Below are 25,958 nucleotides of genomic sequence, written 5' to 3'. Positions count from 1 at the left end.
GGGGGTCGGTCAGCCGGTCCCCGCGTAGTCGATGTAGCGCACGCGCATGGCGGTGAAATGCCCCTGCTGGTTGTTCACCTTCACCGAGAACACCCACTCGGGGAACTCCCTGCCGTCGGTGGGCAGCGGCCACTCCCCGGGTCCGGCGACCTGCTGGTACGTGCGCACCAGCCGCCGCTCCTGCTCCGGGTCGTCGAGCGTCAGGTAGCAGCACAGCGTGGGGTGCTGGAGCCGTAACGCCTGCCACAGCGCCGCCAGATAGACCGTCTTGCCGGCACCGGACGGCCCCAGAGTGACCACCGTGTACGTCATGGGTTCCGTCATCGCATCTCCCCCGTCCCCCGGAAAACTTCAGCAACCTCCCGCACCGTGCCCGCTCCCCGCGCTCCGAGCCCCCGAACGGTCCCTGTTTACGCCGGATGCGGTACCGCCGAGCACGCCCCACTGCACAGGCGGACGTAGCCCGCCCGCCGAAGGGGAGTAGGAGTGCCCCCTCGCTGTCTTCGCGGCGCTGAGGCTGCGGCTTCGTCTGCGGTCGCGGCTGCGACGCGTGTGGTCCGCACTCGCGGTTGCCGTCCGTCCGGACGGCCCGCTTCATGACGTTCGCGAGGGAAGGAGGCTCGGCCCACCTGTGTGCCGATGACGGTGTCGTCGGGCTCGCGGTCGGGCGTAGTGTGTGCGCTCGGACACGTTTCGTACAACGGGAGGGGCCCGTGAAGCTGACCTGCTTCTGCTTCGAGGGTGTAGAGGTTTGCCCCCTTGTGCGCGGTTTGCCGGCCGGGTAGCCCCCGCCGCATGCATGCACGTCAGGTGGAGCGGGCCGTTCCCTTCCTGCGGCTGGAATGTCCGGTAGTCCCGTCCTTCACGGACTCTTCCCATGTACCAGGCAACCATTAGGATCTGCGGCAGGCCCGACCTCGGGGAACGGCGGGCTTGAGAGGAACGGGACGAGTGGGGACAGGCATGCGGGAAGGCCGGTGGGTCACGGTCACCGAGTCCGAGTTCGATCACGAACACCGCGGCCTGGAAGCGATCAGGAAACAGCTGCCGGACTCCGACCCCTGGCGCGCCTGGTCGAACTTCACGTTCACCGCGAACACCGGCCACGTCCGCGAGGTCGACCTGCTGGTCGTCGCGCCCGGCGGGGTGTACATGATCGAGCTGAAGGACTGGCACGGCTCGGTCACCTCCGAGAACGGCACCTGGGTGCAGACCACGCCCGGTGGCCGCCGCCGCACCCACGGCAACGCGCTGCACCTGGTCAACAAGAAGGCCAAGGAGCTGGCGGGCCTGCTCGGCCAGGGCCACGGTGCCCGCCGCGTCTGGGTCGGCGAGGCGGTCTGCTTCACCGACGACTCCCTGCGGGTACGCCTGCCCGCCCACGACCAGAACGGCGTCCACACGATCGCCGAGCTGGTCGACACGCTCAAGCAGCCCCCGCGCGACGAGCGGCGCCGCATCACCGCCATCGGCTCCCGCGAGATCAAGGCCGCGCTGGAACGCGTCGGCATCCGCCGCAGCGAGGCCCAGTACAAGGTCGGCCCCTACGAGCTGGACCGCACCCCCTTCGACTCCGGCGAGACCTGGGCCGACTACCGGGCCAAGCACACCGAGCTGCCCGAGCGCGCCCGCGTCCGCGTCTACCTCAGCGAACGCGGCTCGGACGCCTCCCTGCGCCAGTCCGTGGAGAACGCCGCCCGCCGTGAGGCGGCCGTCCTGCAGCGCTTCCGCCACCCCGGCGCCGTCACCTACCGGCAGTACTTCCCGACCGGCCACCCCTCGGGCCCCGCCCTCGTCTTCGACCACGACGACCGGACCATGAAACTGGACGAGTACCTGGTCCGGTACGGGGAGAAGCTGGACATCCTCGGACGGATGGCCCTGGTCCGCCAGCTCGCCGAGACCATGCGCTCCGCCCACGCCAGCCGTATCCACCACCGCGCTCTGGCCGCCCGCTCCATCCACGTGCTGCCCCGCCCCGACGGCGGCCCCGGCAGGGCCATCGGCGAGGAGGCCGCCTGGCTCAGCCCGCGCCTGCAGATCTCCGACTGGCAGATCGCCACCCAGCGCACCGGGGACTCCTCCCAGGGGCAGAGCGCGACGCGGCTCGCACCGAGTGCCCTGTCCGCCATGCACCTCGCCGACTACGAGGACCCCTATCTCGCCCCCGAGCTGACCGCTCTGCGCCCCGACCCGGTCTCCCTCGACGTCTACGGCCTCGGCGTCCTCACCTACCTCCTCGCCACCGGCAAGGCCCCGGCCGCCAGCCAGGCCGAACTGCGCGCCCGCCTGGAGGCGGGGGAGGGCCTGCGCCCCAGCTCCCTGGTGGACGGCCTGTCCGAGGACGTCGACGAACTCGTCCAGGCGGCCACCGCCTACAACCCGCACCAGCGCCTGCACAGCGTCGACGACTTCCTGGAGATGCTGGAGGTCGTCGAGGACTCCCTCACCGCCCCGGCCACCGACGCGACCGCCGCCGACACGGCCGACGCCCCGGAGAAGGACCCGCTGGACGCCGTCCCCGGCGACGTGCTAGCCGGCCGCTGGGAGGTCCGCCGCCGCCTCGGCACCGGCTCCACCAGCCGCGCCTTCCTCGTCCGCGACCTGGAGGCCGAGGCCCGCAGGACGCGCCCGCTGGCCGTCCTCAAGGTCGCCCTCTCCGACAACCGGGGCGACATCCTCATCCGCGAGGCCGAGACGATGGGCCGCCTGCGCCCCCACTCCGGCATCATCCGCCTCGTCGAACCCGAGCCGCTGAACATCGGGGGCCGTACCGTCCTCGCGCTGGAGTACGTCGGCGACGAGCGCGACGACGGCGCGGACGCGACCGGCGAGCGGAAGGCCCCGCGCCGCCGCGAGGAGACCGTCGCCCGCCAGCTCCGCGAGGACGGCCGGCTCCCCGTCGACCAGTTGGAGGCCTACGGCGACTACCTCTTCGGCGCCGTCGACTTCCTGGAGGGCGAGGGCGTCTGGCACCGCGACATCAAGCCGGACAACATCGCCATCCGCATCCGCCCCAACCGCACCCGCGAGCTGGTCCTGATCGACTTCTCGCTGGCCGGCTACCCCGCCAGGAACACCGACGCGGGCACCGAGGGCTACCTCGACCCGTTCGTCGACGTCATCACCCGCGGCTCCTACGACTCCCACGCCGAGCGCTACGCCGTCGCCGTCACCCTGCACCAGATGGCCGGCCGCGAGCTGCCCAAGTGGGGCGACGGCAGCGTGCCGCCCCGGATGACCGACCCGCAGGAGTGGCCGTACCCGACGATCGCCGCCGAGGCGTTCGACCCCGCCGTACGGGACGGCCTCGTCGCCTTCTTCCACAAGGCCCTGCACCGGGACGCCGGCAAGCGGTTCCCCGAGCTGAAGCCCATGCGGGACGCCTGGCGCAAGATCTTCCTCGACGCCTCGCAGACCGTCCCGTCCAGCCACCGCACCCGCCACTCCAAGCCCCCCGGCGCAGGCGCTGCGGGCGTGGCCGACGGCGGGCCCGCGCAGCTCGGCGCCATCGCGGACGCCGAGCCGGAGACCGCGGAACAGCAGCGCGACCGCCTGGCCGCCAAGGTCGGCCCCGACACCGCGCTGACGGTCTCCGGCCTCACCGGCGCCGCCCAGTCCTTCCTCTACGGCCTCGGCATCACCACCGTCGGCGAACTCCTCGACTACAGCCGCCGCAAACTCGTCAACGCCCCCGGCCTGGGCGCCAAGACCCGCAACGAGGTGCAGAAGCGCCAGCGGGAGTGGGGCGAGAAGCTGCGCGCGGCCCCCGCCTCACCCCTCACCCCCGAGGGCCGCGCCGATGCCCGGGAGGAACTGGACCAGCTCACCGCCGCCGAATCCGCCCTCGCCGACGACCTGGCGACCGGCGACGCCGCCGGCGGCCTCTCGGCGCGCGCCCTGCGCTCCATCAGCCTCGATGCCCTGGCCACCATCTTCGTCCCCGTCGTCAACAACAACGGCTCCAACCGCAACAAGGCCGAGATGGTCCGGCTGCTGCTGCGCCTGCCCGACGCGCACGGCCTGCTGCCGGAGATCGGCGTCTGGCCCAAGCAGAAGGACGTCGCCGCCGCGCTCGGCCTCAGCGCGGGCCGCATCCCGCAGATGCTCAAGGAGGAGCGCAAGCGCTGGAAGGCCGACCGGACCGTCCAGGCCCTGCGCGCCGAGATCCTCGAACTGCTGGCGGGCATGGGCCGGGTGGCGTCGGCGGTGGAGATCGCGGACGCCCTCGCCGTCCGCCGCGGCAGCCAGCTCGCGGACCGCGAGCAGCGCCGCGCGCTCGCACTGGCTGCCGTACGGGCCGTGGTCGAGGTCGAACAACTCGTCCCGGACGAGGCCGAGTTCCAGCACCAGCCCAACCGCAAAGCCACCGAGGAGGCGCTGGGGGCCGGGCTGCTGGCCCTGGACGTCCGCGAGGACGACGCCCCCGACACCCCCACCGCGCCCGGCCTGCTGGACTACGCGAGCCGCCTCGGCCGCACGGCCGACCGGCTCGCCCGCCTGGACACCCTGCCGACCGCCGCCACGGTCCTGGCGGAACTGGGCGCCCTGGAGCTGCCACCGGGCGCCCTCGACTGGGACGAGCGCCGCATGGTCGAACTGGCCGCCGCGGCCTCCCTGAACGCGGCGGCGACCCCGCGCCTGGAGATCTACCCCCGCGACCTGTCGCTGGTACGGGCGCTGCGGCTCACCCAGGCCGGCCTGGTGCGCTGGATCCCGGGCAAGCCGGAGGCGACCCAGCCGGGCCTGACCGGCGACGAGGTCCACGAGCGGCTGCGCGCCCGCTTCCCCGAACTGGGCGTACCGGACGGCCGCGGCGGCCTCACCCACGACCTGCCGACCGGCGGCCCGCTCACCAAGGCCCTGCGCGACGCCGGCTTCGAGCTGACACTCAGCACCCGCGGGGACACCAACACGCCGCGCTACCTGCCCACGCGGGTGGACGACGCGTCCAGCTACCTCACGACCGGCGCCTGGCGACAGTCCACCCGCACCGGCGCGGTGACGCGCTACGCCGACGACCCACTGCTCGCGAGCGCGGTCCGCGCGGAGGAACGGCTCCTCGCCTCGGCCCGACGGGACGGCTACCGCGTCCTGACGGTGAGCCGGCGCCTGGTGCCGAACGCCGTGCGGGAACTGGGCGGCGAACGGCTGGGCGCCGAACCCGTCTCGGTGACCGGGCTGTTCATCGAGGCCCTGCACGCCCAGGTCACCCCGGGAACCAAACCGACCTGGGAGACGCTGCTCAAGGCGGACATCGCCAAGCCCGGCTCCACGGGCGCGCTGCGTTTCGCCGACTACGTCCAGACGGCGTGGGGCACGGTCGCCCCGCGCATCGAGGAACGCCTGGCGGGTGGAAGCGGACCGCTGCTGCTGACGGAGGCGGCGGTCTTCGCCCGGTACGGCGCGATGGGCGTCCTGGACCGGTTGGCCTCGGCGGCCCGGCAGGGTGCCCGGGGACTGTGGTTGCTCGTTCCCCAGAGCGACCCCGCGCGCGAGCCCCGGCTCGGGCAGGCGGCCGTGCCGTACCAGGCCGGCCTGGGGGAGTGGATCCAGCTTCCGGACACCTGGGTGGACAACGTCCACCGAGGCTCCGGCAAGGTAGTGGCGCGCGGTGTCGAGGGAGACGCGAAGTGATCGACCGCAAGGCTCTGTTGGACGACCTCAAGCAGCAGGTCAAGGCGGTCGAGACCGACCTCGGCAAGCAGGTCAGGGCGCTGGGCGACATCGGTGCCCGGCTGCGCACCGAGTACGACCGGGCGCGCAAACTGGGGCGCACGGCGGCGACCTGGAACTCCTGGCTGGACGAGCGGGTCACGCAGGTCGCGGTGGCGTGGGTGCTGGGCACGGTGTTCGTCCGCTTCTGCGAGGACAACCGGCTGATCCCGGAGCCGTACCTGACGGGCGCGGACGGGGACCGGCGCGAGCTGGCGGAGGCGCGGTACGACGCCTACGTGGAGACCGAGGAGGACCCGACCTACCGCGGCTGGCTGGAGAAGGCCTTCGACGAACTGGGCGCGGGCCAGGCGGGCCGGCTCCTCTTCGACAGGCGGCACAACCCGCTGTACCAGATCCCGCTGTCACACGACGGCGCCCGGGAACTGGTCGAGTTCTGGCGGCAGCGGGACGAGTCGGGCGTCCTCGTCCACGACTTCACCGATCCGCTGAACGAGGACGGCACCGAGGGCTGGGACACGCGCTTCCTGGGCGACCTGTACCAGGACCTGAGCGAGTCCGCGCGCAAGACGTACGCGCTGCTCCAGACGCCGGAGTTCGTGGAGGAGTTCATCCTCGACCGCACAATGAACCCGGCGGTGCGGGAGTTCGGCTACGAAGGCCTGAAGATGATCGACCCCACGTGTGGGTCGGGCCACTTCGTGCTGGGCGCGTTTCGGCGGCTGGTCCGGCTGTGGGCGGAGGGTCAGCCGGGGCGCGATGTGCACGAGCGGGTGCGGGAAGCGCTGGATTCAGTGCACGGGGTGGACATCAACCCGTTCGCGGTGGCTATTGCTCGGTTCCGGTTGCTGGTGGCGGGGATGGCGGCGAGCGGGGTGCGTACGCTGGGGGAGGCGGGCAAGTATGAGTGGCCGATTCATCTGGCGGTGGGGGACTCACTCATGAAGGCTCGGCAGTTGGAGCTGACGTTGGACGCGGACGGCGTGGATGACCAGTTGGCCTCGTTTACATATGTCGTTGAAGACGTTTTCGAACACCCTGATATTTTGCAGCAGGGGCGGTATCACGTGGTGGTGGGGAATCCGCCGTACATCACTGTGAAGGACAAGAAACTCAACGCGCTCTACCGGGAACTGTACAACGCATGCGCCATGCAGTACGCGCTCTCAGTTCCCTTCGCTCAGAGGTTCTTCGAGCTGGCTAAACGCGGGGACGCTGAGGGAAGTGGCTACGGCATGGTCGGGCAGATCACCGCGAACTCCTTCATGAAGCGGGAATTCGGCACGAAGCTAATCGAGGACTTCTTCGCGCGCAAGGTTGAGTTGATGGAGGTCATTGACACCTCCGGTGCCTATATTCCGGGGCACGGAACCCCCACGGTCATCCTGGTGGGTAAGAGCCGTGATGGCAGCGGGCGTTCGCAGACTATTCGTACCGTGCGAAGCGTCCAGGGAGAGCCTGCCGCGCCGGCGAACGGTGAGGACGGTCTTGTATGGAACGCCATCGTGGACCAAGTTGACAAGCCAGGTTCGGTGAGTCAGTGGGTGTCAGTGGGCGATCTGGAGCGAGGGCGATTCTTCGATAAACAGCCGTGGATTCTGGCCGATGGTGGCCTCGAAATGGTCGAACAGCTCAAGTGCGTGCAGGTGGAACGACTTGCAGACGTAAAGAGGGTCATCGGTCGCTACACGCACACTGGGCTGGATGATGGCTATTTTGCTCCCACCGGCACATGGCGGCGGTTCGGTGTGCAATCTGAAAATATTGCTCCACTTGTCAGTGGAGAGGCGGTGCGCGACTGGGACATTTCTGCTGAGACTGAGTCACTTTTCCCGTATGGAAAGGATCTCAAGGCGGAGCTTTCGCCAGGCCTCGCGTCCCTGCTTTGGCGCTTTCGGGTTCTGCTGCGCGAGCGTCGTGAGCCAGGGGGAAATCATGATGAAATTGGACTCACTTGGTACGAATGGAGTCGGTGGCATCCGGAGCGGTACTCGATTCCGCTCGGTATTTCCTTTCCGTTTGTTTCTACCCATAGCCATTTCGCGCTGGAACGTGGGGGGAAGGTCTTCAACCGTCATGCGCCGGTGATCAAGCTGCGGGAGGGGGCGACTGAGGAGGAGCACCTGCGGTTGCTTGGGCTGCTGAACAGCTCCACGGCTGGGTTCTGGCTCAAGATGGTGAGCCACGACAAGGGCAGTCAGGGCGTGAATGAGGGCTACAAGTCGCAGGTGTGGGAGCGTTTCTATGAGTTCACTGGTACCAAACTCCAGGAGTTCCCTCTCCCAGCCGGACACTCCGCCAGCCTTGCTGCTGCCCTCGACACCCTCACCCAGCAGCTCACCGTCACCAGTCCTGCAGGAGTGGCAACCAAGTCCACCCTAAACGCCACCGTTCTCCGCGAAGCCAAGACACGCTGGGAGTCCACCCGTGCCCGTATGATCGCCCTGCAAGAGGAACTCGACTGGCGGGTCTACTCCCTTTACGATCTCCATCCCGAAGACCTGCGCGTATCCGAGGACCCCGACGATCCCAACATCCCCGGACTCGCCCTCGGTGAGCGTGCCTTCGAGATCGTTCTCGCCCGCCGCGTAGCCGCAGGCGAGGCCAGTGACGAGTGGTTCAAGCGGCATAACTCCACGCCCATCACCGAGATCCCCGCCCACTGGCCTGCCCCCTACCGTGAGGTCGTTCAGAAGCGGATCGACGCCATCGAGTCGAATCGGGCCATCGGCATGGTCGAGCGGCCCGAGTACAAGCGACGCTGGGCCACCGAAGGGTGGGACGCCCTCCAGGAGAAGGCCTTGCGCTCCTGGCTGCTCGGTCGTATGGAGAACCGCGACCTTTGGTTCGACGAGAACGGTCAGCCGACGATCCTCACCCTCTCCCGCCTCACCGATGCCCTCTCCCGCGACGAGGACTTCGTCTCCGTCGCCAAGCTGTACGCGCCCCGGAAGGACCTCCCCAGGGTCGTCGCCGAGCTGATCAGCGACGAGCACGTGCCGTTCCTCTCCGCCCTGCGGTACAAGCCCTCCGGGCTGAAGAAGCGCGCGGACTGGGAGGAGGTGTGGGACCTCCAGCGCAAGGAGGACGCCGCGCCCGACGAGTCGGCCAAGCGGAAGATCCGGGACTCCATCCCCGTGCCGCCGAAGTACACCTCGGCCGACTTCCTGCGCCCCTCCTTCTGGAGGGCGCGCGGCAAGCTGGACGTGCCCAAGGAGCGGTTCGTCTCCTACGGGCAGACCAACGCCGCCACCCCCGAGCTGTACGGCTGGGCCGGCTGGGACCACCGCGAGCAGGCGCAGGCCCTGGCGACGTACTTCACCAACACCGCGCTGACCACCGAGGAGATCACCCCGTTCCTCGCCGGCCTGCTGGAACTCCAGCCCTGGCTGTACCAGTGGCACAACGAGTTCGACATGCTCTACAGCGGCTCCCCGGCGGACTTCTTCGCCGGTTACCGCCAGCAGAAGCAGGGCGAGCACGGACTCACCGACGACGACCTCCGCAACTGGCGGCCCCCGGCCGCTACCCGGGGCCGTCGCGCAGCAGCGAAGCGGTAGCCAGGAGTAGATCGACTTCTGTCGGACCAGGGGCCACCGGGTGTGTGCGTGGGTGGCCCCTGTGCTGTACGCGCAATTCAGCCCAGACGCTCTTGCCGGGGGCGGCCGGGCGAGGCGTGACGCCCCAGTCGTCCGCGAGGGCGGCGACGAGGAGCAGGCCGCGGCCGGACTCGGATGTGGAGTCGGGGGTCGGGGGAGCGGACAGGGGCTGCCGCTCGGAGCGGGTGTCCGTCACGTCGATGCGGAACGTCCCCTCGGTCAGGGTGAGGTGGACGTGGAAGTCCCGGCCGGGGACGTGGCCGTGGCGTACTGCGTTGGCGCAGAGTTCGGCCGTGATGAGGGTGAGCGTTTCGTTGACGGGCGTCGTGTACGGGTAGCCCCAGTTGTTGAGGCGGTGGGTGACCAGTCGGCGAGCGAGGCGGGCACCGCGTGGGGTCGAGGTGAAGCGCATGGTGAACTCGTGTTCGGGTGTGAGGTGCTCCGGCATATGCCCGTTCGGGGGAGTTGCTGACTTCATGGGGTCAACGGTCGCGGACTGTGCGTAGCGTTGACCAGCAGCGACGTACTGACGGGTGCGGGCTGTACACGTGGGCGGCGCGCTTGTACCTGGTGGTTGGCGTGACCGTTTCGCGGGCCGTGCGTTGGGCGGGCGGAGTCGGGTGACTGTGGTGGTCGTACGGGAGGAGCTGCGGCGTGGACGACGAGGTTCAGCAGCCGGAGTACGAGGTCGGGACGGGCATGCTGTGCGTGTTCGGGCGGCAGGTGAAGCTGTTCCGGGTGCGGGTCGGAATGGACCGTGCCGAGTTGGGTTCACGGACCGGCTACTCGGCCGCAACGATCGCGTCGTTCGAGCAAGGGAGACGTATTCCGCCCCCGAGGTTCATCGACCAGGCGGATGAGGTGCTGGGAGCGGGCGGGGTGCTGAGCGCGAGCAAGGAGGAGGTGGCTCGGGCCCAGTATCCGGCGTTCTTCCGGGACGCGGCCAAATTGGAGGCTGAGGCGGTCGAGCTTCACGTATATGCCAACCAGGCCGTGCCTGGACTGCTGCAGACTGAAGAGTACGCGCGAGCGGTGTTCACGAATTGGCGGCCTCTGCTGCACGAAGACGTGGTCGAGCAGAGGGTGACAGCGCGCCTGGCCCGACAGGAGATCTTCTGCCGCAGGCAGTTGCCTACCATCAGCTTCGTCATCGAGGAGTCGGTCCTGCGGAGGCCGCTGGGCGGGTGGGGCGTGATGCGGGGGCAGTTGGAGCAGATCCTGCTCCAGGGCCAGCGGCGTAACGTGGAAGTTCAGGTGCTGCCGACCGAGCGGGACGAGCACGCAGGATTGGCTGGTCCGTTCACCTTGATCGAGACGAAGGAAGGGCGGAGGATCGCGTACGTGGAGGCTCAGCAGGACAGCCGCCTCTACACGGCGCGGAAGCCAGTCCGGGAGATCGAGGAGCAGTACGGGCTCCTTCGGGCCCAAGCGCTCACTCCGCGCGAGTCGCTGGCCGTCGTCGAGAAGTTGCTTGGAGAGAGATGAACGTCGAACAGCCTGTACCTGAGTCGGCCTGGTTCAAGAGCAGTTACAGCAGTGGGGCTGGCGGCGAATGCGTCGAGGTCGCCGCCCGCCCCGCCAGCGTCCACGTCCGCGACTCGAAGGACACCACCCGAGCCACACTGGCTGTGGCTCCCACGGCGTGGACCGCGTTCGTCGAGTTCGCGGCACTCTGACAGGGCGGAGGCCTCGGCAGGCGCGGTGCTTGCCGGGGCCTCCGCACGTGTGCGCCTCCTCTGGGGACCGCTCGAACCGGATTTGTACAACTTGGCGCCCAGAGAGCGGAGTTACTGTAAGTTCCCGCTATGAATGAGGGCAAAGCGAGCGAGAACCCCGAGTCCCGCTTCTCTGTGGCGCTGGTGAGCGCGGCCAGGCTTCCTGGCGTCCGTATCCACCGGGAGGCGTACCTCCGGAAGGCGCTGGCACGCTATTGCTCCGACGACGAGATCCGTGTGGCCGTCGAAGAGACCCCCGCGGCGGCCGGCATCTCCGTCGACGTGCTGGACAAGGCGGCCAACGACTCCATCCGCTTCGAAACCACCAAGGTCAGCGCGCTCTCCGCCGCCGCCGGACTGCCCGGTTTCATGGCCCTCCCCGCCACCGTGCCCGCCGACCTGGCCCAGTACTTCGGCCACATGCTGCGTATCGCGCAGAAGCTCGCCTACCTCTACAGCTGGCCCGACCTGTTCGCCGACGACGGTGATGACGTCGACGACGCGACCATGGGGGTGCTCACGCTGTTCTTCGGCGTGATGTTCGGTACCCAGACGGCGAACGCCGCCGTGGGGAAGGTCGCCGAGATGATGGCGAAGCAGGTCGCCAAGAAGCTGCCCCAGAAGGCACTCACCAAGGGCGTCATCTACCCCGTGGTGAAGAAGGTCGCGGCCTACGTCGGCGCCGAGATGACGAAGCAGACCTTCGCGAAGAGCGTCTCGAAGGCCATCCCCGTCGTCGGGGCCGCTGTGTCCGGCACGCTCACCTTCGCCACCTACCGTCCCATGGCCAAGCGGCTGAAGAAGCACCTGGCCGACTCGGAACTGGCGAAGCCGACGTACCGAATCGTGGTGGTGGAAGCCGAGGACGTTCATGAGTCCTTCGTCGCCGAACATGCCGAGAGCCGTGCCTCGGAGGGGACTGCCCTCACCGCAGAGCGTCCTCGGTCCTCGTAGCCCACCCGCTGTGAGAGGCGAAGGGGGAGGCACCTCCCGGCCCTCCCCTGTCCCGCATGCTGAGGCGCCGACATCCTGAAGCCCGCCTGTGGTCCATGCACCACCCCGGTGCGACGCCTACAAAGAGGACCGCTACCACCAGGCCGTCTGGGAGCCCCTGCTCACCTGATCGACGAATGGCGGCCGGACAGAAGGCTGAACGCGTCGCGGGCCTGGTTCATGGCTTCGGCCCGGTGCGTGTCGAACCTGGGCAGGGCTTCGGCGCTGAGGCGGGCGACGGCAACCCGGAGGGCGGCGGGGCTCTTGTCCGGTGTGGGAAAGAGCCGCCCCGCTGGGGCGTCGGTGAGCGTGATCATGAGCGGCGTTCCTCTGCCGAGCGGTCTGTCGTCCCGGTCGGTGAGTGCAACGCCCGTCGTGCCGCACTGATGAGACGGTGTGCGTCAGTGCCGTACACGGCGGACTCCCGGAGTGTCTTCCAGGTGCGCAGATAGGTGTCCACGCTGGCTTCGTCGTCGATCCACAACTCCGCGTGCCAGTTCTCGACGATCACCTGACGGTCGTCGTAGATCCAGAAGGCGGTGGCGGGGGGCACCTTGAGCGAAGCGGACAGCGGGATGATCCCCAGCTCCACCGTGTCCAGGCCGACGGCTCCCGCGAGGCGGTCGAGCTGTGCGGCGAGCACGGACGGCGGACAGATCAAAGCGTGAAGGGCGGCTTCCCACAGGATGAGGTGGAAACGTTTCGACGAGTCGTACAGCACCTCTTGCCGCTTCATACGTGACCGCACCGCCGCCTCGGTGTCGCGCGGTGATCGCTGGAGCTCCGCGTATCTCGAGAAGATCGACCGCGCGTAGTCCGGGGTTTGGAGAATCCCGAAGACCATGGAGGACTCCCAGCCACGGAACACGGATGCGTCGGCATGGGCGCTGAGGTGGGTGTCCTGGACGGCCTTGTGCCCCGAGGCGAGCTGCCGCCGCCATGAGCGGATGTGCGACTCGAAGCCCCTCAGGCGCGCGAGCAGTTCGTCGTACGCCTCGGGCCGGCCGGTAGCGTCCGCCCACTTGCACAGGTCATCGGGCGTGGGCGTCTGCCTGCCGTTCTCCAGTCTGCTGACCTTGGACTTGTTCCACCCGTACTGCTCGGCCAGCTCCGTACCGGTGAGCCGGCCCCCAGGGGCGGAGAGCCGGAGTTCGCGCAGCCGTACCCCGAGTGCTTCTCGTGCCTGCTGGTAGTCCGTGCTCACCGGAGTGCACCTGCCTCAGTCCTCCTTCGCGGTCAGCCGTGCCGCGAACTCCTCGTACGGGACGGCGCGATGCAGCGCCGCGTCGCGCGTCATGGCGTACCGCAGTACCGTAGCGGGCTCCGTGATCAGCTCGACGCTGACCAGGTTGTCGGCCTCGTCGAAGTTGAGCAGCGCGACCAGCCGGGAGTCGAAGATCCAGAAATCTTCGCCGGGTAGCCCGAGGCGGTCGGCGTCCTCTCGCCACAGATTGAGGATCTTCTCACCGACGGCGCTGTTGCGACGCGCGTTGTCGAGTAGATACAGCTGGCCTGCCGTAGGCGGGTTGTCGACGATGCGGACACGCTCGAACCGCTTGCCGAGCGCGCTCTGCTTGCGCCGCTCGGCGCACCATTCCGCATTGACCCCTTCCCAGTTGACGGGCTCACCGCGCGTGAACTGGGCGTAGGTGTCAGTGACCTCGTCCGACGCGTATCGGCGGCGCGACTCCAGGCGCCACGCAGTGTGCTCGAACTGTGTGAAGAGTCGGTCGAACTCTTCCAGCCCGATGATGTTCGGCACGCGGACGACCTCCTTCGGGCCGAAGTCGACCAGCAGCTCGCGCGGCACCACGATAGGCACCTCGCCCTCGTCCAGGTGCCGGAGCCGGGCGATGTCGTCGGGGTCGGTGAGGGCGGGGCCGTGCACGATGACCTCGCCCGTGTCGAGGTCTTCATGAATGGACGGGCATCCGTTGACGCCGCTGCCCGTGCCGTTGAAACGCAGTCGTCGAGTCATGATCACACTTTCCCTCGGGGACTGATCTCCCAGGCTTCCACGGGACGACCGCCCTGCGCTCGGGCTTCGGTTGGCCCAATCAGCAACTGCACGCAACCTTGCCGAAGAGTGGAGCAACTTCGCGCAACTCTCATGGCGCCGCACAACAGCTTTTCTCTACCGTCGGGTTCATGGCTGGAGCTCACCAGGCGTGCGACGCCGATCCCTCCGTGACTACCGAGTGTCTGAGGTCGGCCCCTTCTCAGGCCGACATCGTGCTGCCGCCGTTCGCCGTCGATGCCGACTTGTCCTCTCCTCCTGGCCGTGGACCGTGCGGGCCGCGTCCCGAGCGACTCGGGCAGGCATGGCTTCGAGGGCGGCGAAGCCGGGACAGTGACCTGTTTCGGAAGGGGATCACGGCCTGCGCGTCCCCACACCACCGGTTCGTGAGGGCAGGACGATGAGCGCTGCGAACGCCGAGAGCGCCTTCATGTCCCCGGAATGTGGTGTCGCCGTCCGCCCCGGATACGAGGACCTGCACGCACGGTGCCGCCAGACGGAGGACGTTCCCCTGCCCTACGCCGTCGGACTCCTGCTCGTCCACCGCTGCACTTGCCTGTGCCACGGCTACAACCGTCAGAGAACCACCCGAGTTGCCCGTTCCAGCCAGGTCACCCGGTAGCTCTTGCCGGGACGGCATCAGCAAGGCGCCCGAACCGCGCGTCAAGCCCCCAGGCAGGCCGGCAGCGGAACGGGCTGCAACCCGAACGACACGACCCGCTTCCGAAGGAGTGATCCATGACCGTCACACTCGACCGGCCCGTAAGCACCCGCACACGGGATCCGAAGGAACTCCTCAACGCCGTCCAGCCGCGCATCAAGCACCTGACGATCAACGTGCTGGACGGTGGCATGACTCTCTGGGACCGCGAGGTGGCCCTGCTGCTGCGCGACCACACCATGGTCCGCGAGATGGCCGAACGCGTCCTCGGCAACGCCGTCATGTACACCATCGGCTGCATGGAGCATCCCGAGGTCCACCTGGGCGTCGGCAGACTCGTCGACATCGGCGTTCACCAGCTCATCCTCGACACGCCCGTATGGTGGGCACTCTGCGACGCCTACAACGAGGGCCGGTACAAGCATCACGCCCCGTTCATCGAGCGCCGCCGCGACGGCCTGTGCCTGCGCACGGCGGACTTCCTGAAGTCCGTCGGCTTCGACATCGACGAGGAGCTGTGGGCGATCGACGGCACGGACTGCTCGCCGTGCGACAACAAGGTCCCCGACAGCCACTGACCGGCCCTACGGCCCTGCCCCTGTCCTCGGTCCCCAGGAGGACGGGGGCCGGCCCTTGCGAAGAGGAGTCGCCTTGCCCGTACCACACGACATCGCCGCCGAGACGGAGCTGTGGGACACCTTCGCCGCCTCCGCCTTCAAGGAAGATGTGGAGCCGAGCTTCTGCTGGACCCAGTACGCCGATCACGGACCCGGCCCGGAGCTACTGGGCGACCCGCGCACCGTGCTGGAGATCGGCTGCGGCACCGGCCGCGCCCTCGCCCACCTCGCTCAGCGCGGCCTCGCGACCCGGGGTGTCGACCTGTCTCCCGTCATGGTCGAGAAGACCACCGTGAAGTGGGCCGGGACCGGCGCGGAGTTCGTGTGCTCCGAGGTGCTGGAGTACCTGAGCGGGCACGAGGAGACGTACGACGCGATCTACTCGGTCTTCGGAGCCGCGTGGTTCACCGACCCGGGCCGTCTCCTCCCCCTCGTCCGCCGGCGGCTGGAACCCGGCGGCGTCTTCGTGTTCTCGCAGCCCCCGGCCATCCCCGGCGCGTACGGGCCGCAGGGCATGTACAAGGGAGGGTTCGCCGGAAAGGCGATGTTCACCTACCGCTACAGCTACCGCCCGGCCGTCTGGGAGCGCCTGCTCACCCGGGCCGGGTTCGCCACAGCCGACGCGCGGGTTCTCGACGCGCCTCACCCCGGGCACATCGGGACGCTCCTCGTTCGCGCGGTCGCTCCGTGACGGACGCGGCCGAGAGACTCCCCATCGGCGGCGTGACCTACTTCTCGCGGGACACGCCGCTCGGTTCGGTGCTGCCCGACATGTTCCACGAGGACGACCGGCGGTCCGAGTTCTGCTCCCCGGAGCCCGACTCCACCCGCCACCAGGTCGACCACGCCCTGACCGTCGCCGAGCAGCACGCCGACCGGCCGCTGTTCCTGTTCGTCAACGTCTCCGCCACCCACGGCCACTACACCGGTGAGAGCGGCGACTCCTGGTAGTCCCAGGCCGCCGCGCTCGCGTACGCGGACGAACACCTCGGCCGCTTGGTCGACGGGCTCACCTGCAGGAAGAGATGGCTGATCATCATGTACGCCGACCACGGCGACGCCTTCGGCGAGGACGGCTACCACGGCCGTGGCATCGCCCACCCGACCGTGCTGAACGTGCCGTTCGCGGCTCTGCTGTCAGAGTAGGCGGCTACGCTCCCCGTCCATGACCGACTCATCCCGACGAGGGGCGATGCGCGACGCCGCCGTCATCGTGGCCCGGGACGCGGACGGCACGGTCGCCGTCCTGACCGCCGAATTTCCCCAGCACGGCGGCGAGTACGTGTTCCTGCCCGGAGGGCGCCGGGAGGACGGCGAGACACCGGAAGAATGCGCGCGGCGCGAACTGCGCGAGGAAGCCGGCGTCACCGCTCGGACCTGGCAGCCCCTCGGCTCCTACGCCATCACCCTGAACTCCACGGCCCGCGTCCACCTCTACCTGGCCGAAGGTCTCACCTGCGGCCCGCAACAGCTCACGCCCGGCGAGGAGGGCTTCACACTCATGTGGTGGCCTGTGCCGGACGCGATCAGGGCCGCCACCGAAGGACGCTTCCTGCTGCAAGGGGGACCGCTGGCACTGCTGCTGGCCCAGCAGGTCATCGCAGCCTGAGTTCGTCAGGTGCACCTGCCGGTCCGTGGTGACGGAGGTCCCCCTCGGAGTCGGCAGACTCGTCGACATCGGCGTTCACCAACTCATCCTCGACACGCCCGTATGGTGGGCACTCTGCGACGCCTGCAACGAGGGCCGCTACAGGCACCACGGCTCGCTCATCGAGCGTCGCCGCGACGGACTGCGCCTGGACACCCTGTTGGCGCGGCGAACCACCGTGCGTACTCGGACACCCGCTGTCCACTCTCGGGAGAGTTTCGTATTGTAGATTCGTACGTCGGTTCGGCGCCTGACTGTGAAACGGGCGTATGACGGGGGAAGCGTGACGGTGGCGGGAGTCTGGCGGGCGGGGTGGGACTTCGTCGCCCTCGACTTCGGGGAGTTTCGAGGGGCGAGGGGCGCCATCGAGGACCTCGTCACCCAGATGTCCGCGGACGAACGAGTACCCGTACGGTCCCCAGGCCTCCATGACAACCTCACCCGGTGAGCACATGGTCAACGCCTGCGGGAGACGGAGGCTGGGCACGTCGCACGGCTGCAGTGACGCCACTGTGTCGCACCCCTCTCGGGTGCGGTCCGGTGTTCGCCGTCGGGCGCGCTCTTGTCGGGGTCCGGCAGCTCCAGGCGACGAGCCCGTTCAGGCCAGGGCACTACAGGCATGCGAGCGAACCTGCGAGGTTCAACACGGCAGTGGAGAGCAGGGAACCATGACAACGGGTCGCGAGTCGACGCAGATGAAGCTCAACCAGGTGCCGATCGACCCGAGCAGCGAGGGCAGCCCCTCGGGGTTTTCCGGGGGACAGAAGGATCTCGCGTCCTCGCCCGCCGAGAAGAAGGCCGCGGCCCGGGCGATCGAGCAGCACATCGAGCCGGACACGAAGAAGGCCGGGAACTGGGCTGACGAGCAGAGTGCCGAGGTCGTCAGGGCGTTCGATGCCAAGGACGGCCACGGTTGGGTGACGTCCTCGGCAGTCAAGAAGGCCCACGGGAAGTGGGGCGACCAGGTTGAGAGCCTTATGCAGCGGCTCGCATCGGAGAAGGCTGCCCTGCGCAGTGTCAACAACGTCTTGCAGGGGACGGATTTCGGAGTGCGCTCGCAGGTGCGCGCCTCGTCAACGCTGGACGACTTCTGACAGCGATCAGTCCAGCCGCCCGAAGTTCACTGTCGACGAGCAGCACCAGGGGGATCATGCCGACCTACTACGAGATCATGACGACCGACCTCTCCACACTCACTACCGCGGCCGAGCGGTGGGACGGCATGGCCGAGGAGTTCCACAAGCAGGAGAAGGCCTACCGGCGAGACGTGCACGGCATATCCATGGGACGGACCTGGGTGGGGCTGAGCGCGGACGTTGCGAGTCGCACCTTCGACATCACACTCAAGGAGTTCCAGAACGCGCAGACCGAGGCCAAGGGAATCGCTTCGCTCTTCCGAGACGCGCACACGCAGTTCGTGGACCTCCGCAAGAAGTTGGAAACGGCCCGAGATGAAGCCGTGGAAGCCGGCATGAGAGTGTCGGAGCAAGGCTTCGTCTCGTATGACACCTCGGGGTTCACGCAGGGCGAGCATCAGGCCCTGGCACACGATCCCGAGTACCAGGAGAGCATCAGCAAGTCCGTCAATTCCTGGCAGCAGCGCATCAATGGGTGCGTCAAGAACGTGAGCGATGCCGACGAGGGCGTCCAGGTGGCCTTTGCCGCCGTCGTGAAGGACTCCGACGCGACCGACGGCACGACGAACGGTTTCAACGGCAGAGCCAAGGGTGACATCGAGAAGTACGAGGCGGACGAAGCCAAGGACATCGCCACCCGCATCGACTCCGGCAAGGCGACGGCAGCCGACTACAAGGAACTGAAGCGACTCTTCGACGACAACTCGGGCAGCAAGGCGTTCAGTCAGACACTGCTGGATGAACTCGGCGCACGCGGCACGCTGAAGCTTTCCAACAACCTCACCAGCCTGGGCCACTACGGAGACAAGGAGCACGCCGGACGGTACGGCGAGCTCGAGCACGGCCTCGCGACGACGCTCGCCACCGCGACCCGCAACCCGCATTCGGCCTTCTACAAGCACTTCCGTGCGGAGATGCAGGAGGCCGGGGTGGGGCATTTCAAAATCGACGGCCTCAGCCCGATTCCGGACGAGAAGGTTCGCGGCTATCAGAGCCTGGCCACGCTGATGCAGCAGGGACACGGGTACTCCGGGCAGTTCCTCGAGGATACCGCGGACGACATCCGGCACGCGGAGGAGTCCTACGAGGCGAAAGGCAACCTCCAGTCGATCTGGGCTCTGCGTGACGACTTCAGCGGCAAGGACCGCGGCTGGTTCGCCAACGACCCGTACGACGGTGTCCTGGGCATCATGTCCAAGGACCCCGAGACCAGCACCGAGTACTTTGACCCGGCGCACAGCGACAACCTGGAGTACGCGCTCCGCGGCCGGGATTGGGATACCGTCGTCGACCACTTCGCGACTCCGCCGGGGGGCACCACCATCGGCCCGCCGGTCATGGCGGAGGACGGCGACGTGCGGAAGGGTTTCGGCGCGGCCCTGGAGGCCGCCACGACCGGGGAGACCCCCGGTTACTATCACCCGGTCGGACGGCACACCGAACCGCAGGCACGAATCCTGCAGAGCACCATCGACGCGCTGAACTCGCCAGACCCGAAGCAGGACCTGGCACAGAAACTGCCGACGAACCTCAATCACCCGCTGGCCCACATCCTGACGTCATACACGTCGGACACGCATGAGATCAACGCACAGAGCGACTCCCGCTTCGAGAATCCTCTGGGAACGGCGGGATCAACCTGGAGCGACGAGAACGGGGCACACATCACCGTAGCGCGCGATCACCTCACCAAGGTGATGCGGGGGATCGCCGACGATCCCACGGCCTTCGGGCACGTGTACGGGGCGGAACAGCGCCACGCTCACGACGTACTGGCGGCCATTCCGCAGGAAGCCGGGAAGACGGAAATCGAGAACCGCATCAGCGACTGCTCGCGGGCCATGGGCGCCTACGACGGAGTTCGCGCGGACATCATCTTCGACGAACGGTTCCACAAAACACAGTGGGCCGCCGACTTCAACCACGGAATCGGCACCGCGTACAGCACGGCTCTGATGTTCAACCCCGTGGCCGATCTCTCTCCCGTGGGAGACCTCGGCTCCAAGGCGATCGATGTGTGGGCGTATGAATCCAACAAGGAGCACACCGCCGAAGCGAACCTCAAGGCCACGGCCGACAATGTCAGACTCTACGGCGCCGGTCAGCATGATGTTGAGAAATTGGTCAGGGCCTGGGGAAACAGTCGTGGCCATGACATCAATAGCGAGTGGACAAAACATCTGGTCCACACCGGTCAGGGTGACTACGACTGGGGGCGTGATCGCGCGCTCGATGTCCTCCGCGCGGACCGGTGACACCGGGGCCTGGCTCCGTTCGAGAGAGAAAGAGCACAATGAAGATCATTGCGAGTCGGAGGGGCCGGGTCGCCTGGGCCCTGGGAGGCATCCTGTCGGCCTTGGGGATTGCGGCACTGACTCTGTACAGCACGGGTGCGTACGCCTCCTGGCGCGACCAGCGCTCCCTCGACTCGGCGTGCGACGGCACGTTGGCTCAAGGAGGACTCGATGCGGCCCTCAACTCGACGCATGCGCGTGCCAGGGCCGATGACCCGGACTACCTCGCCTCCTGCCTGATCAACAGGCCGGACACCCGTCAGCATGGTGGCGCCCTGCAGATCAGGCTCCGCTGGAGCAACCAGTCGGCCACTCTCGCGGCCCTCGCACCGTTCGGTCAGAACGCCAACGGCGTCAAGGGGCAGGCGGCACCGCTCGGCAGCGGCTGGCCGGGCGTCATCCGGTACGACGGAACCGCGCAGGTCGTGGTGGCGCTCGACTGCCAGAACGCCAAGGGCAAGGCGCTGCTGGCATACGGAGACCTCATCCGTTGGCCGGAGGACGCCGAGGCGACCGGCCCTGTCCTCACTGGGCTCGGCCGCGTGACCACCGAGACTGCTCAGAAGGCTGCGGACAAGTACGGGTGCCTGGCGAAGGGCGGCACCCGGCTCACCCACGTCTCGGAGCCGACCCCGCCTCGAAGCATGGCTCCCCGGAGCCTCGCCACGGCCCAGGGCTCCTGCACCGGGCTTCGGGGAATCGCCGGCCAGGCGGCCGAAGCCGGGGTGCCGGATGCCGTCGCATACCCCGAGGACACCGACACTCCACAGGTCAACTGCTACCTCTTCACCCCGGACAAGAAGCCGGGCTACGGGCTGTACGCCTACTACGGAGCACTCGCCAAGGACTTCCAGTCCTCCGACTCCCTCGAGCACACGGACGACTACGCCTCGGCCACCGCACACTGCCCCCGTTCCGCACAGGAGGCGGTCTTCGTGCTCTACCGCCTCTATGACAGGGAGACCGACAGCTACCCGGTCACTCACTACTCCGACCAGTTCGCCCGAGCGGCGCTGAAGACCTTCGCCGCCCACGAGGCGAAACTGCGCGGCTGCACCGGCGTTCACCTGGCTTCCAGCCCCTGAGCTTGGTGTTTGACCTCGATCTCGCGCTCGGCGCCCATCCGCATCCTCGTCGGTGACGGAGGGCACTTCACCGTGTGGCCCGACACCGTCGGCATCGTCCGGGACCGCGTGGGCAGCCACCCCGAGCTGGCCGACAGCAAGCCGACCGCCTACGGCCCACTCGACGTCTTCCACCGGGCGTGACCCGTCGCCCGCCCTACCGGCCCGGCACCGGTCCGACGGCCCTGGTCGGGGCTCCGGCCGTCCAGGGTGCGGACGCTGTCGGTTGATCGATCGTTACCGAGGGGGTATACAGCGTAAGGGACAGCGGGCGCCCGTTCGGCGGACGGGCGTTCCCGGCACGGAAGGCGTCCTGTCGTCGCCGTCCGGAGGCGGTGACCAGCGCAGACCGTGAGAGGGGGCGGGCCGTGTTCGGCCTCCGGCCAGTCGACGGGTTCCCCCGGACGATCCGGCTCCCGCCGGCGCTCTGCGGGGTGCGTGACGTGGCGACTGAAGCCGCCGGGGCCGACCTCGGCCCGGATGGCCTCGGCGGGCTCCTCGGGAAGCGTCACGGTGTACTTCTCGGTTGCCATACCGTTGACCACCGAGGGGCCGATCGGGCAGCCGACCGACACCCAGGCACCCGAACGATCGAGTACGAGCGGTGGCGGAGGCCACCAGAGGGAGAGCGTGACCGGTAATGGCCCAGCAGCCGCCCCTCCTCCGCGATGTCATCGACATCAAGGAATCCATCTCCACCTCGGACTTCGTGCTGTCCCTCTCCGAGGCCACGACACCCGAGGGCGCCGGACACGCGCTCAAGGACTACGTCGTCACGGAGCGGCTGCTGGAGAACTTCGACGAGGCGCTCGACCTGATCAAGGCAGCCCTGGACGGGCACCGCTCCAAGGCCGCCTATCTCCACGGCTCCTTCGGTTCCGGTAAGTCGCACTTCATGGCCGTGCTGTACGCACTGCTCAGCGGCAACCCGGCCGCCCGCGCCCGCACCGAGTTCGACCCGTTGCTGACCAGGCACGAGTGGCTGGCCACGGAGGGCAAGACGTTCCTGCTCGTGCCGTACCACATGCTCGGCGCGAAGGCCCTGGAACAACGTGTCCTCGGTGGATACGTGCGGCACGTCAAGCGGCTGCACCCCGACGCGCCGACGCCGCAGGTGTATCGGACGGACGGCCTTTTCGACGACATCCGGGCCGACCGCGACAGCTACGGCGACGAGGCCGTCATCCGGCGCCTCGGCTCAGCAGGTGCCGACGACGACGAAGACGAGTGGGGCGAGAGCTTCACCTGGACCCCCGAACTCCTCGACACGGCGTTGGCCGCCGAAGAGGTGCACGAGGCCGGTGAGGCGCTCAATCTGGTCACCCCCTCCACCCCCTCCGAGCTGCGAGCCCGCCTCGTCCAGGACGCCATCACGCACCTCTCCCCGAGCTTCGCCAAGAACGCCGCCGAGGACGAGCACGGGTTCATCTCCCTCGACGCCGGTCTCTCCGTCATCGCCGAGCACGCCAAGTCGCTCGGCTACGACGGGCTGATCCTCTTCATGGACGAGCTGATCCTCTGGCTCGCCACCCTCATCCACGACCAGAAGTTCGTCGCCCGCGAGGCCAGCAAGATCACGAACTTCGTGGAGGGCGGCGACGCCCGCCGCGCCATCCCCGTCGTGTCGTTCATCGCCCGCCAGCGCGACCTGCGCGAACTGGTCGGCGAGGAAGTGTCCGGGGCCGCCGAGTCCTCCATCCAGGACACCCTCAACCTGGCCTCCGGCCGCTTCGACAAGATCACCCTGGAGGACCGCAACCTCCCGCAGATCGCCCACGCCCGCCTCCTCAAGCCGAAGGACGCCGAAGCGGAACGCCTCGTCGACGCGGCCTTCGCGCAGACCAAACGGGTCGGCACCCAGGTCTGGGACACCCTCCTCGGCTCCGAGAAGGGCACGACCGGCGCGGACGCGGAGTCGTTCCGGCTGACGTACCCCTTCTCGCCCGCCTTCATGGACACCCTCGTCCACATCTCCTCCGCCCTCCAGCGCTCCCGCACCGGTCTGAAGCTCATGGGGCAGCTCCTCGCCGACCACCGCGACGAGATCCGCCTCGGCCAGCTCATCCCGGTCGGCGACCTGTACCCGGTGATCGCGGAGGGCGGCGACAAGCCGTTCACCGACAGCCTCAAGGTCGTCTTCGAGGCCGCCGACAAGCTCTACAAGACCAAGCTGCGTCCGTACCTCCTCAGCTCCTACGACGTCACCGAGGACGACGTCGACCAGTACCTCCACCGGCCCGACACCCTCGGCGACCCGCAACTCGCCAACCGCTGCCGCCTCTTCGCCGGCGACAACCAGCTCGTGTGCACGCTGCTCCTGTCCGCCCTCGCGCCCAGCGTGCCCGCGCTCTCCGAACTCACGATCCGCCGGCTCGGCGCGCTGAACCACGGCTCGGTCACCGCGCCGATCCCGGGCAGCGAGGTCGGCATCATCAAGAACAAGGTCGCGGAGTGGGCGGCCCGGTTCCCCGAGATCAAGGAGACCGGCACCGACACCAACCCGGGTGTCCGCCTTGAGCTGTCCGGCGTCGACGTCGACTCCGTCATCGCCAACGCCCAGGTCAACGACAACCCCGGCAACCGGGCCGCCCTCGCCCGCCGACTCCTCTCCGAGGAACTCGGCGTCGAGCACGGCCAGTTCGCCGACGAGCTGAACCTCACCTGGCGCGGCACCGCCCGCACCGCCGAGGTCGTCTTCGGCAACGTCGCCGACGAGGACGAGCTGCCCGACCACGACCTGGTGCCGCAGCAGGAGGGCTACTGGCGGATCGCCATAGACCTCCCCTTCGACGAGGGGGAGTGGGGCCCCCGCGAGGACGTCAACCGCATGCAGCGGGTACGCGAACGGCAGCAGGGCGAACGCTCCCGCACCCTCGCCTGGCTGCCCGCCCACCTGTCCGCGCAGCGCCTCGCGGACTTCCGGCGCCTCGTCGTCATCGACAAGGCCCTCGCCGACGAGCACCGCTTCGACACCCAGTACGCCGGCCACCTCAACGCCGACAACCGCAGCCGCGCCAAGGGCCTGCTGGAGACCCAGCGCGACGCCCTGCTCAAGCAGGTCAAGGGAGCCTTCAAGCAGGCGTACGGGCTCGCGCAGAAGCAGACCGCCGACGTGGTCGTCGACTTCGACGACCACCTGGTGGCGCTGCCCGACGTCGACGACCTCACACTCTCCTTCGGCCAGTCCCTGCACGACGGCATCCGGCACGTGGCGGGCAAGCTGCTCGCCCACCAGTACCCGGCCCACCCCGACCTCGACCCCGACGCGACCGGCACCGCCGTCAGGCCCGCCGACGCGCGCAAGGTGTTCACCCACGTACGGGCCGCCGCCGAGGCACGCGACGGGCGCGTCGAGGTCCCGGCGGGCGACCGCAGGCTGATGCAGCGCATCGCCGGCCCGCTGCGCCTCGGCCAGCAGAAGGAGGCGTACTTCGAGCTGTCCCGCTACTGGGGCGACCACTTCCGGCAGCTCGCCAGCGCACAGGGCGTCACCGGCGACCTCACCCTGATCACCCTCACCGACTGGACCGACCAGCCCGAGCCGCGCGGCCTGCCCGACTTCCTCACCCGCCTCGTCGTCGCCTCCTTCGCCGAGACGGACGACCGGGTCTGGGTGCGCGGCGGCACCGTCCTCGACCCCGCGCCCGAACTGTCGGCGGTCAAGGACCACGACGCGCTGCGCAGCCAGCCGCTGCCCGGCGAGGACGACTGGACCACCGCACGGCAGCGCTACGAGACGATCTTCGGGGAGAAGGCACCCACCCTGCGGCGTGGCCGCATGGTCAACCAGTTCGCCCGCCAGATCACCGAGTCCGCCCGCACCCACAAGGAGGACGCCGCCGAACTCGTCCGCCGACTGGAGGAGCACGCCGCCTTCCTCGGCCTCGACGAGACCGACGACACCGGACGCCTCGCCCTCGCCCGGCGCTCCCTCCAACTCCTCGACAAGCTCACCGGCGTGGCGGTCCAGGGCGGGGCGGGGGCCAAGAAGACCGTCGAGGCGCTCGCCGGGTTCGACCTGGGCGCGGTCAGCGCCGACCGGTACGGCACCTCGATCAAGCAGGCCGGCAGCGTCGCCCGCGCCGTCACCGAGGCGTCCTGGCACACCCTGGAACTCGCCACCGGGCTCGGCGCGGAAGGCGCGGCCCTGCTCGACTCGCTCCGCAACGTGGCCCGCGGCGACCAGCGCACCGCCGACCTGCGCGAGACCCTGAAGCGCACCGAACGCGAGATCCTGGCCCTGATCAAACGCAACCAGGCAGCCGCCACCCCGCCGCCTGCTCCCGCCCCGCCCACGACGGTCACGGACCCGCACACCACGGCCGACGACCTGTCCCTGAACACGCCGACCAGCGACCCGCGCATCCCCTACACCCAGCAGCCCGCCCCCGCCCAGACCACCGGCACGGCAGGGCGGTCCAGGGGGGGGGGGGGGGGGACCCCCACCCAGCCGGCGTCAAGGGAACCATAGGACATAC

21 protein-coding genes and 1 pseudogene are annotated in these 25,958 nt (G+C 68.7%); 17 read left to right on the top strand and 5 right to left on the bottom strand.

What is annotated here, in order from left to right; translation table 11 throughout:
• Positions 1–9: 9 nt before the first annotated feature.
• Positions 10–324, bottom strand: coding sequence for a hypothetical protein (locus ACL02U_RS22830; RefSeq protein ID WP_412792759.1), 315 nt, complete (start codon positions 322–324; stop codon positions 10–12).
• Positions 325–963: 639 nt separating this feature from the next.
• On the opposite strand from ACL02U_RS22830, the gene pglW reads away from it, so the two are divergent.
• Complete coding sequence (pglW, locus tag ACL02U_RS22825) at positions 964–5,637, top strand: BREX system serine/threonine kinase PglW (RefSeq protein WP_412792791.1); 4,674 nt, start codon at positions 964–966, stop codon at positions 5,635–5,637.
• Positions 5,634–9,236 carry a BREX-2 system adenine-specific DNA-methyltransferase PglX gene (gene pglX, locus ACL02U_RS22820; RefSeq protein WP_412792758.1) on the top strand — a complete coding sequence of 1,201 codons (3,603 nt, stop codon included), beginning with the start codon at positions 5,634–5,636 and terminating at the stop codon, positions 9,234–9,236. The genes pglW and pglX overlap by 4 nt, the downstream gene beginning before the upstream one ends.
• Here pglX and ACL02U_RS22815 read toward each other — a convergent pair.
• Positions 9,202–9,723 carry an ATP-binding protein gene (locus ACL02U_RS22815; RefSeq protein ID WP_412792790.1) on the bottom strand — a complete coding sequence of 174 codons (522 nt, stop codon included), beginning with the start codon at positions 9,721–9,723 and terminating at the stop codon, positions 9,202–9,204. The genes pglX and ACL02U_RS22815 overlap by 35 nt on opposite strands.
• Before the next feature lie 206 nt (positions 9,724–9,929).
• Between ACL02U_RS22815 and ACL02U_RS22810 the strand changes: the two genes are divergently transcribed.
• From ACL02U_RS22810 to ACL02U_RS22800, 3 genes are all read left to right on the top strand, one after another.
• On the top strand, positions 9,930–10,760 hold the full coding sequence (locus tag ACL02U_RS22810; protein ID WP_412792757.1) for a helix-turn-helix domain-containing protein: 831 nt from the start codon (positions 9,930–9,932) through the stop codon (positions 10,758–10,760).
• Positions 10,757–10,951, top strand: coding sequence for a DUF397 domain-containing protein (locus ACL02U_RS22805; RefSeq protein WP_412792756.1), 195 nt, complete (start codon positions 10,757–10,759; stop codon positions 10,949–10,951). The genes ACL02U_RS22810 and ACL02U_RS22805 overlap by 4 nt, the downstream gene beginning before the upstream one ends.
• Before the next feature lie 129 nt (positions 10,952–11,080).
• Complete coding sequence (locus ACL02U_RS22800) at positions 11,081–11,944, top strand: hypothetical protein (protein ID WP_412792755.1); 864 nt, start codon at positions 11,081–11,083, stop codon at positions 11,942–11,944.
• Between the two features lie 161 nt (positions 11,945–12,105).
• On the opposite strand, the gene ACL02U_RS22795 is transcribed toward ACL02U_RS22800, so the two are convergent.
• The 3 genes from ACL02U_RS22795 to ACL02U_RS22785 are packed head-to-tail and all read right to left on the bottom strand — an operon-like array spanning position 12,106 to position 13,961.
• The gene (locus ACL02U_RS22795; RefSeq protein ID WP_412792754.1) at positions 12,106–12,300 is read right to left on the bottom strand and encodes a hypothetical protein; all 195 of its coding nucleotides are present in this window, start codon (positions 12,298–12,300) and stop codon (positions 12,106–12,108) included.
• Complete coding sequence (locus tag ACL02U_RS22790) at positions 12,297–13,187, bottom strand: helix-turn-helix domain-containing protein (RefSeq protein WP_412792753.1); 891 nt, start codon at positions 13,185–13,187, stop codon at positions 12,297–12,299. Before ACL02U_RS22790 ends, ACL02U_RS22795 begins: the two co-directional genes overlap by 4 nt.
• Before the next feature lie 15 nt (positions 13,188–13,202).
• Positions 13,203–13,961 carry a DUF6879 family protein gene (locus ACL02U_RS22785; RefSeq protein ID WP_412792752.1) on the bottom strand — a complete coding sequence of 253 codons (759 nt, stop codon included), beginning with the start codon at positions 13,959–13,961 and terminating at the stop codon, positions 13,203–13,205.
• Between the two features lie 439 nt (positions 13,962–14,400).
• Between ACL02U_RS22785 and ACL02U_RS22780 the strand changes: the two genes are divergently transcribed.
• The 12 genes and pseudogenes from ACL02U_RS22780 (at position 14,401) to pglY (ending at position 25,951) form a co-directional block, all read left to right on the top strand.
• Positions 14,401–14,622, top strand: coding sequence for a hypothetical protein (locus ACL02U_RS22780; RefSeq protein ID WP_412792751.1), 222 nt, complete (start codon positions 14,401–14,403; stop codon positions 14,620–14,622).
• A 116-nt stretch (positions 14,623–14,738) separates the two neighbouring features.
• On the top strand, positions 14,739–15,239 hold the full coding sequence (locus tag ACL02U_RS22775; protein WP_412792750.1) for a hypothetical protein: 501 nt from the start codon (positions 14,739–14,741) through the stop codon (positions 15,237–15,239).
• Between the two features lie 73 nt (positions 15,240–15,312).
• Positions 15,313–15,969, top strand: a complete 657-nt coding sequence (locus tag ACL02U_RS22770) for a class I SAM-dependent methyltransferase (protein WP_412792749.1) — start codon at positions 15,313–15,315, stop codon at positions 15,967–15,969.
• A gap of 32 nt (positions 15,970–16,001) precedes the next feature.
• Entirely contained in the window at positions 16,002–16,229 is a 228-nt protein-coding gene (locus tag ACL02U_RS22765) for a hypothetical protein (protein WP_412792748.1), read from the top strand.
• Between the two features lie 18 nt (positions 16,230–16,247).
• A pseudogene (locus ACL02U_RS22760) lies at positions 16,248–16,424 on the top strand (sulfatase-like hydrolase/transferase); the annotation flags it as partial.
• Positions 16,425–16,443: 19 nt separating this feature from the next.
• Positions 16,444–16,887, top strand: a complete 444-nt coding sequence (locus ACL02U_RS22755; RefSeq protein WP_412792747.1) for an NUDIX hydrolase — start codon at positions 16,444–16,446, stop codon at positions 16,885–16,887.
• 322 nt (positions 16,888–17,209) lie between these two features.
• Positions 17,210–17,374: a hypothetical protein gene (locus tag ACL02U_RS22750; protein WP_412792746.1), complete on the top strand. Its 165-nt coding sequence runs from the start codon at positions 17,210–17,212 to the stop codon at positions 17,372–17,374.
• A 247-nt stretch (positions 17,375–17,621) separates the two neighbouring features.
• Positions 17,622–18,020, top strand: coding sequence for a hypothetical protein (locus ACL02U_RS22745; RefSeq protein ID WP_412792745.1), 399 nt, complete (start codon positions 17,622–17,624; stop codon positions 18,018–18,020).
• Between the two features lie 56 nt (positions 18,021–18,076).
• Complete coding sequence (locus ACL02U_RS22740; protein ID WP_412792744.1) at positions 18,077–20,317, top strand: hypothetical protein; 2,241 nt, start codon at positions 18,077–18,079, stop codon at positions 20,315–20,317.
• A gap of 101 nt (positions 20,318–20,418) precedes the next feature.
• On the top strand, positions 20,419–21,441 hold the full coding sequence (locus ACL02U_RS22735) for a hypothetical protein (RefSeq protein WP_412792743.1): 1,023 nt from the start codon (positions 20,419–20,421) through the stop codon (positions 21,439–21,441).
• 9 nt (positions 21,442–21,450) lie between these two features.
• Positions 21,451–21,624, top strand: coding sequence for a hypothetical protein (locus ACL02U_RS22730; protein ID WP_412792742.1), 174 nt, complete (start codon positions 21,451–21,453; stop codon positions 21,622–21,624).
• Between the two features lie 496 nt (positions 21,625–22,120).
• Positions 22,121–25,951 carry a BREX-2 system ATPase PglY gene (gene pglY / locus ACL02U_RS22725; protein WP_412792741.1) on the top strand — a complete coding sequence of 1,277 codons (3,831 nt, stop codon included), beginning with the start codon at positions 22,121–22,123 and terminating at the stop codon, positions 25,949–25,951.
• Positions 25,952–25,958 lie beyond the last annotated feature (7 nt).

It is taken from the genome of Streptomyces sp. MS06 (genome assembly GCF_047200655.1).
Classification (GTDB): domain Bacteria; phylum Actinomycetota; class Actinomycetes; order Streptomycetales; family Streptomycetaceae; genus Streptomyces.
This window is presented reverse-complemented; position numbering and strand designations above follow the sequence as displayed.

Excerpts from the sequence above, each read along its gene's own strand:
- ACL02U_RS22830 (WP_412792759.1), bottom strand. The coding sequence starts at position 324 with ATGACGGAACCCATGACGTACACGGTGGTCACTCTGGGGCCGTCCGGT.
- pglW (WP_412792791.1), top strand. The coding sequence starts at position 964 with ATGCGGGAAGGCCGGTGGGTCACGGTCACCGAGTCCGAGTTCGATCAC.
- ACL02U_RS22815 (WP_412792790.1), bottom strand. The coding sequence starts at position 9,723 with ATGCCGGAGCACCTCACACCCGAACACGAGTTCACCATGCGCTTCACC.
- ACL02U_RS22805 (WP_412792756.1), top strand. The coding sequence starts at position 10,757 with ATGAACGTCGAACAGCCTGTACCTGAGTCGGCCTGGTTCAAGAGCAGT.
- ACL02U_RS22800 (WP_412792755.1), top strand. The coding sequence starts at position 11,081 with ATGAATGAGGGCAAAGCGAGCGAGAACCCCGAGTCCCGCTTCTCTGTG.
- ACL02U_RS22795 (WP_412792754.1), bottom strand. The coding sequence starts at position 12,300 with ATGATCACGCTCACCGACGCCCCAGCGGGGCGGCTCTTTCCCACACCG.
- ACL02U_RS22785 (WP_412792752.1), bottom strand. The coding sequence starts at position 13,961 with ATGACTCGACGACTGCGTTTCAACGGCACGGGCAGCGGCGTCAACGGA.
- ACL02U_RS22780 (WP_412792751.1), top strand. The coding sequence starts at position 14,401 with ATGAGCGCTGCGAACGCCGAGAGCGCCTTCATGTCCCCGGAATGTGGT.
- ACL02U_RS22775 (WP_412792750.1), top strand. The coding sequence starts at position 14,739 with ATGACCGTCACACTCGACCGGCCCGTAAGCACCCGCACACGGGATCCG.
- ACL02U_RS22755 (WP_412792747.1), top strand. The coding sequence starts at position 16,444 with ATGACCGACTCATCCCGACGAGGGGCGATGCGCGACGCCGCCGTCATC.
- ACL02U_RS22745 (WP_412792745.1), top strand. The coding sequence starts at position 17,622 with ATGAAGCTCAACCAGGTGCCGATCGACCCGAGCAGCGAGGGCAGCCCC.
- ACL02U_RS22740 (WP_412792744.1), top strand. The coding sequence starts at position 18,077 with ATGCCGACCTACTACGAGATCATGACGACCGACCTCTCCACACTCACT.
- pglY (WP_412792741.1), top strand. The coding sequence starts at position 22,121 with ATGGCCCAGCAGCCGCCCCTCCTCCGCGATGTCATCGACATCAAGGAA.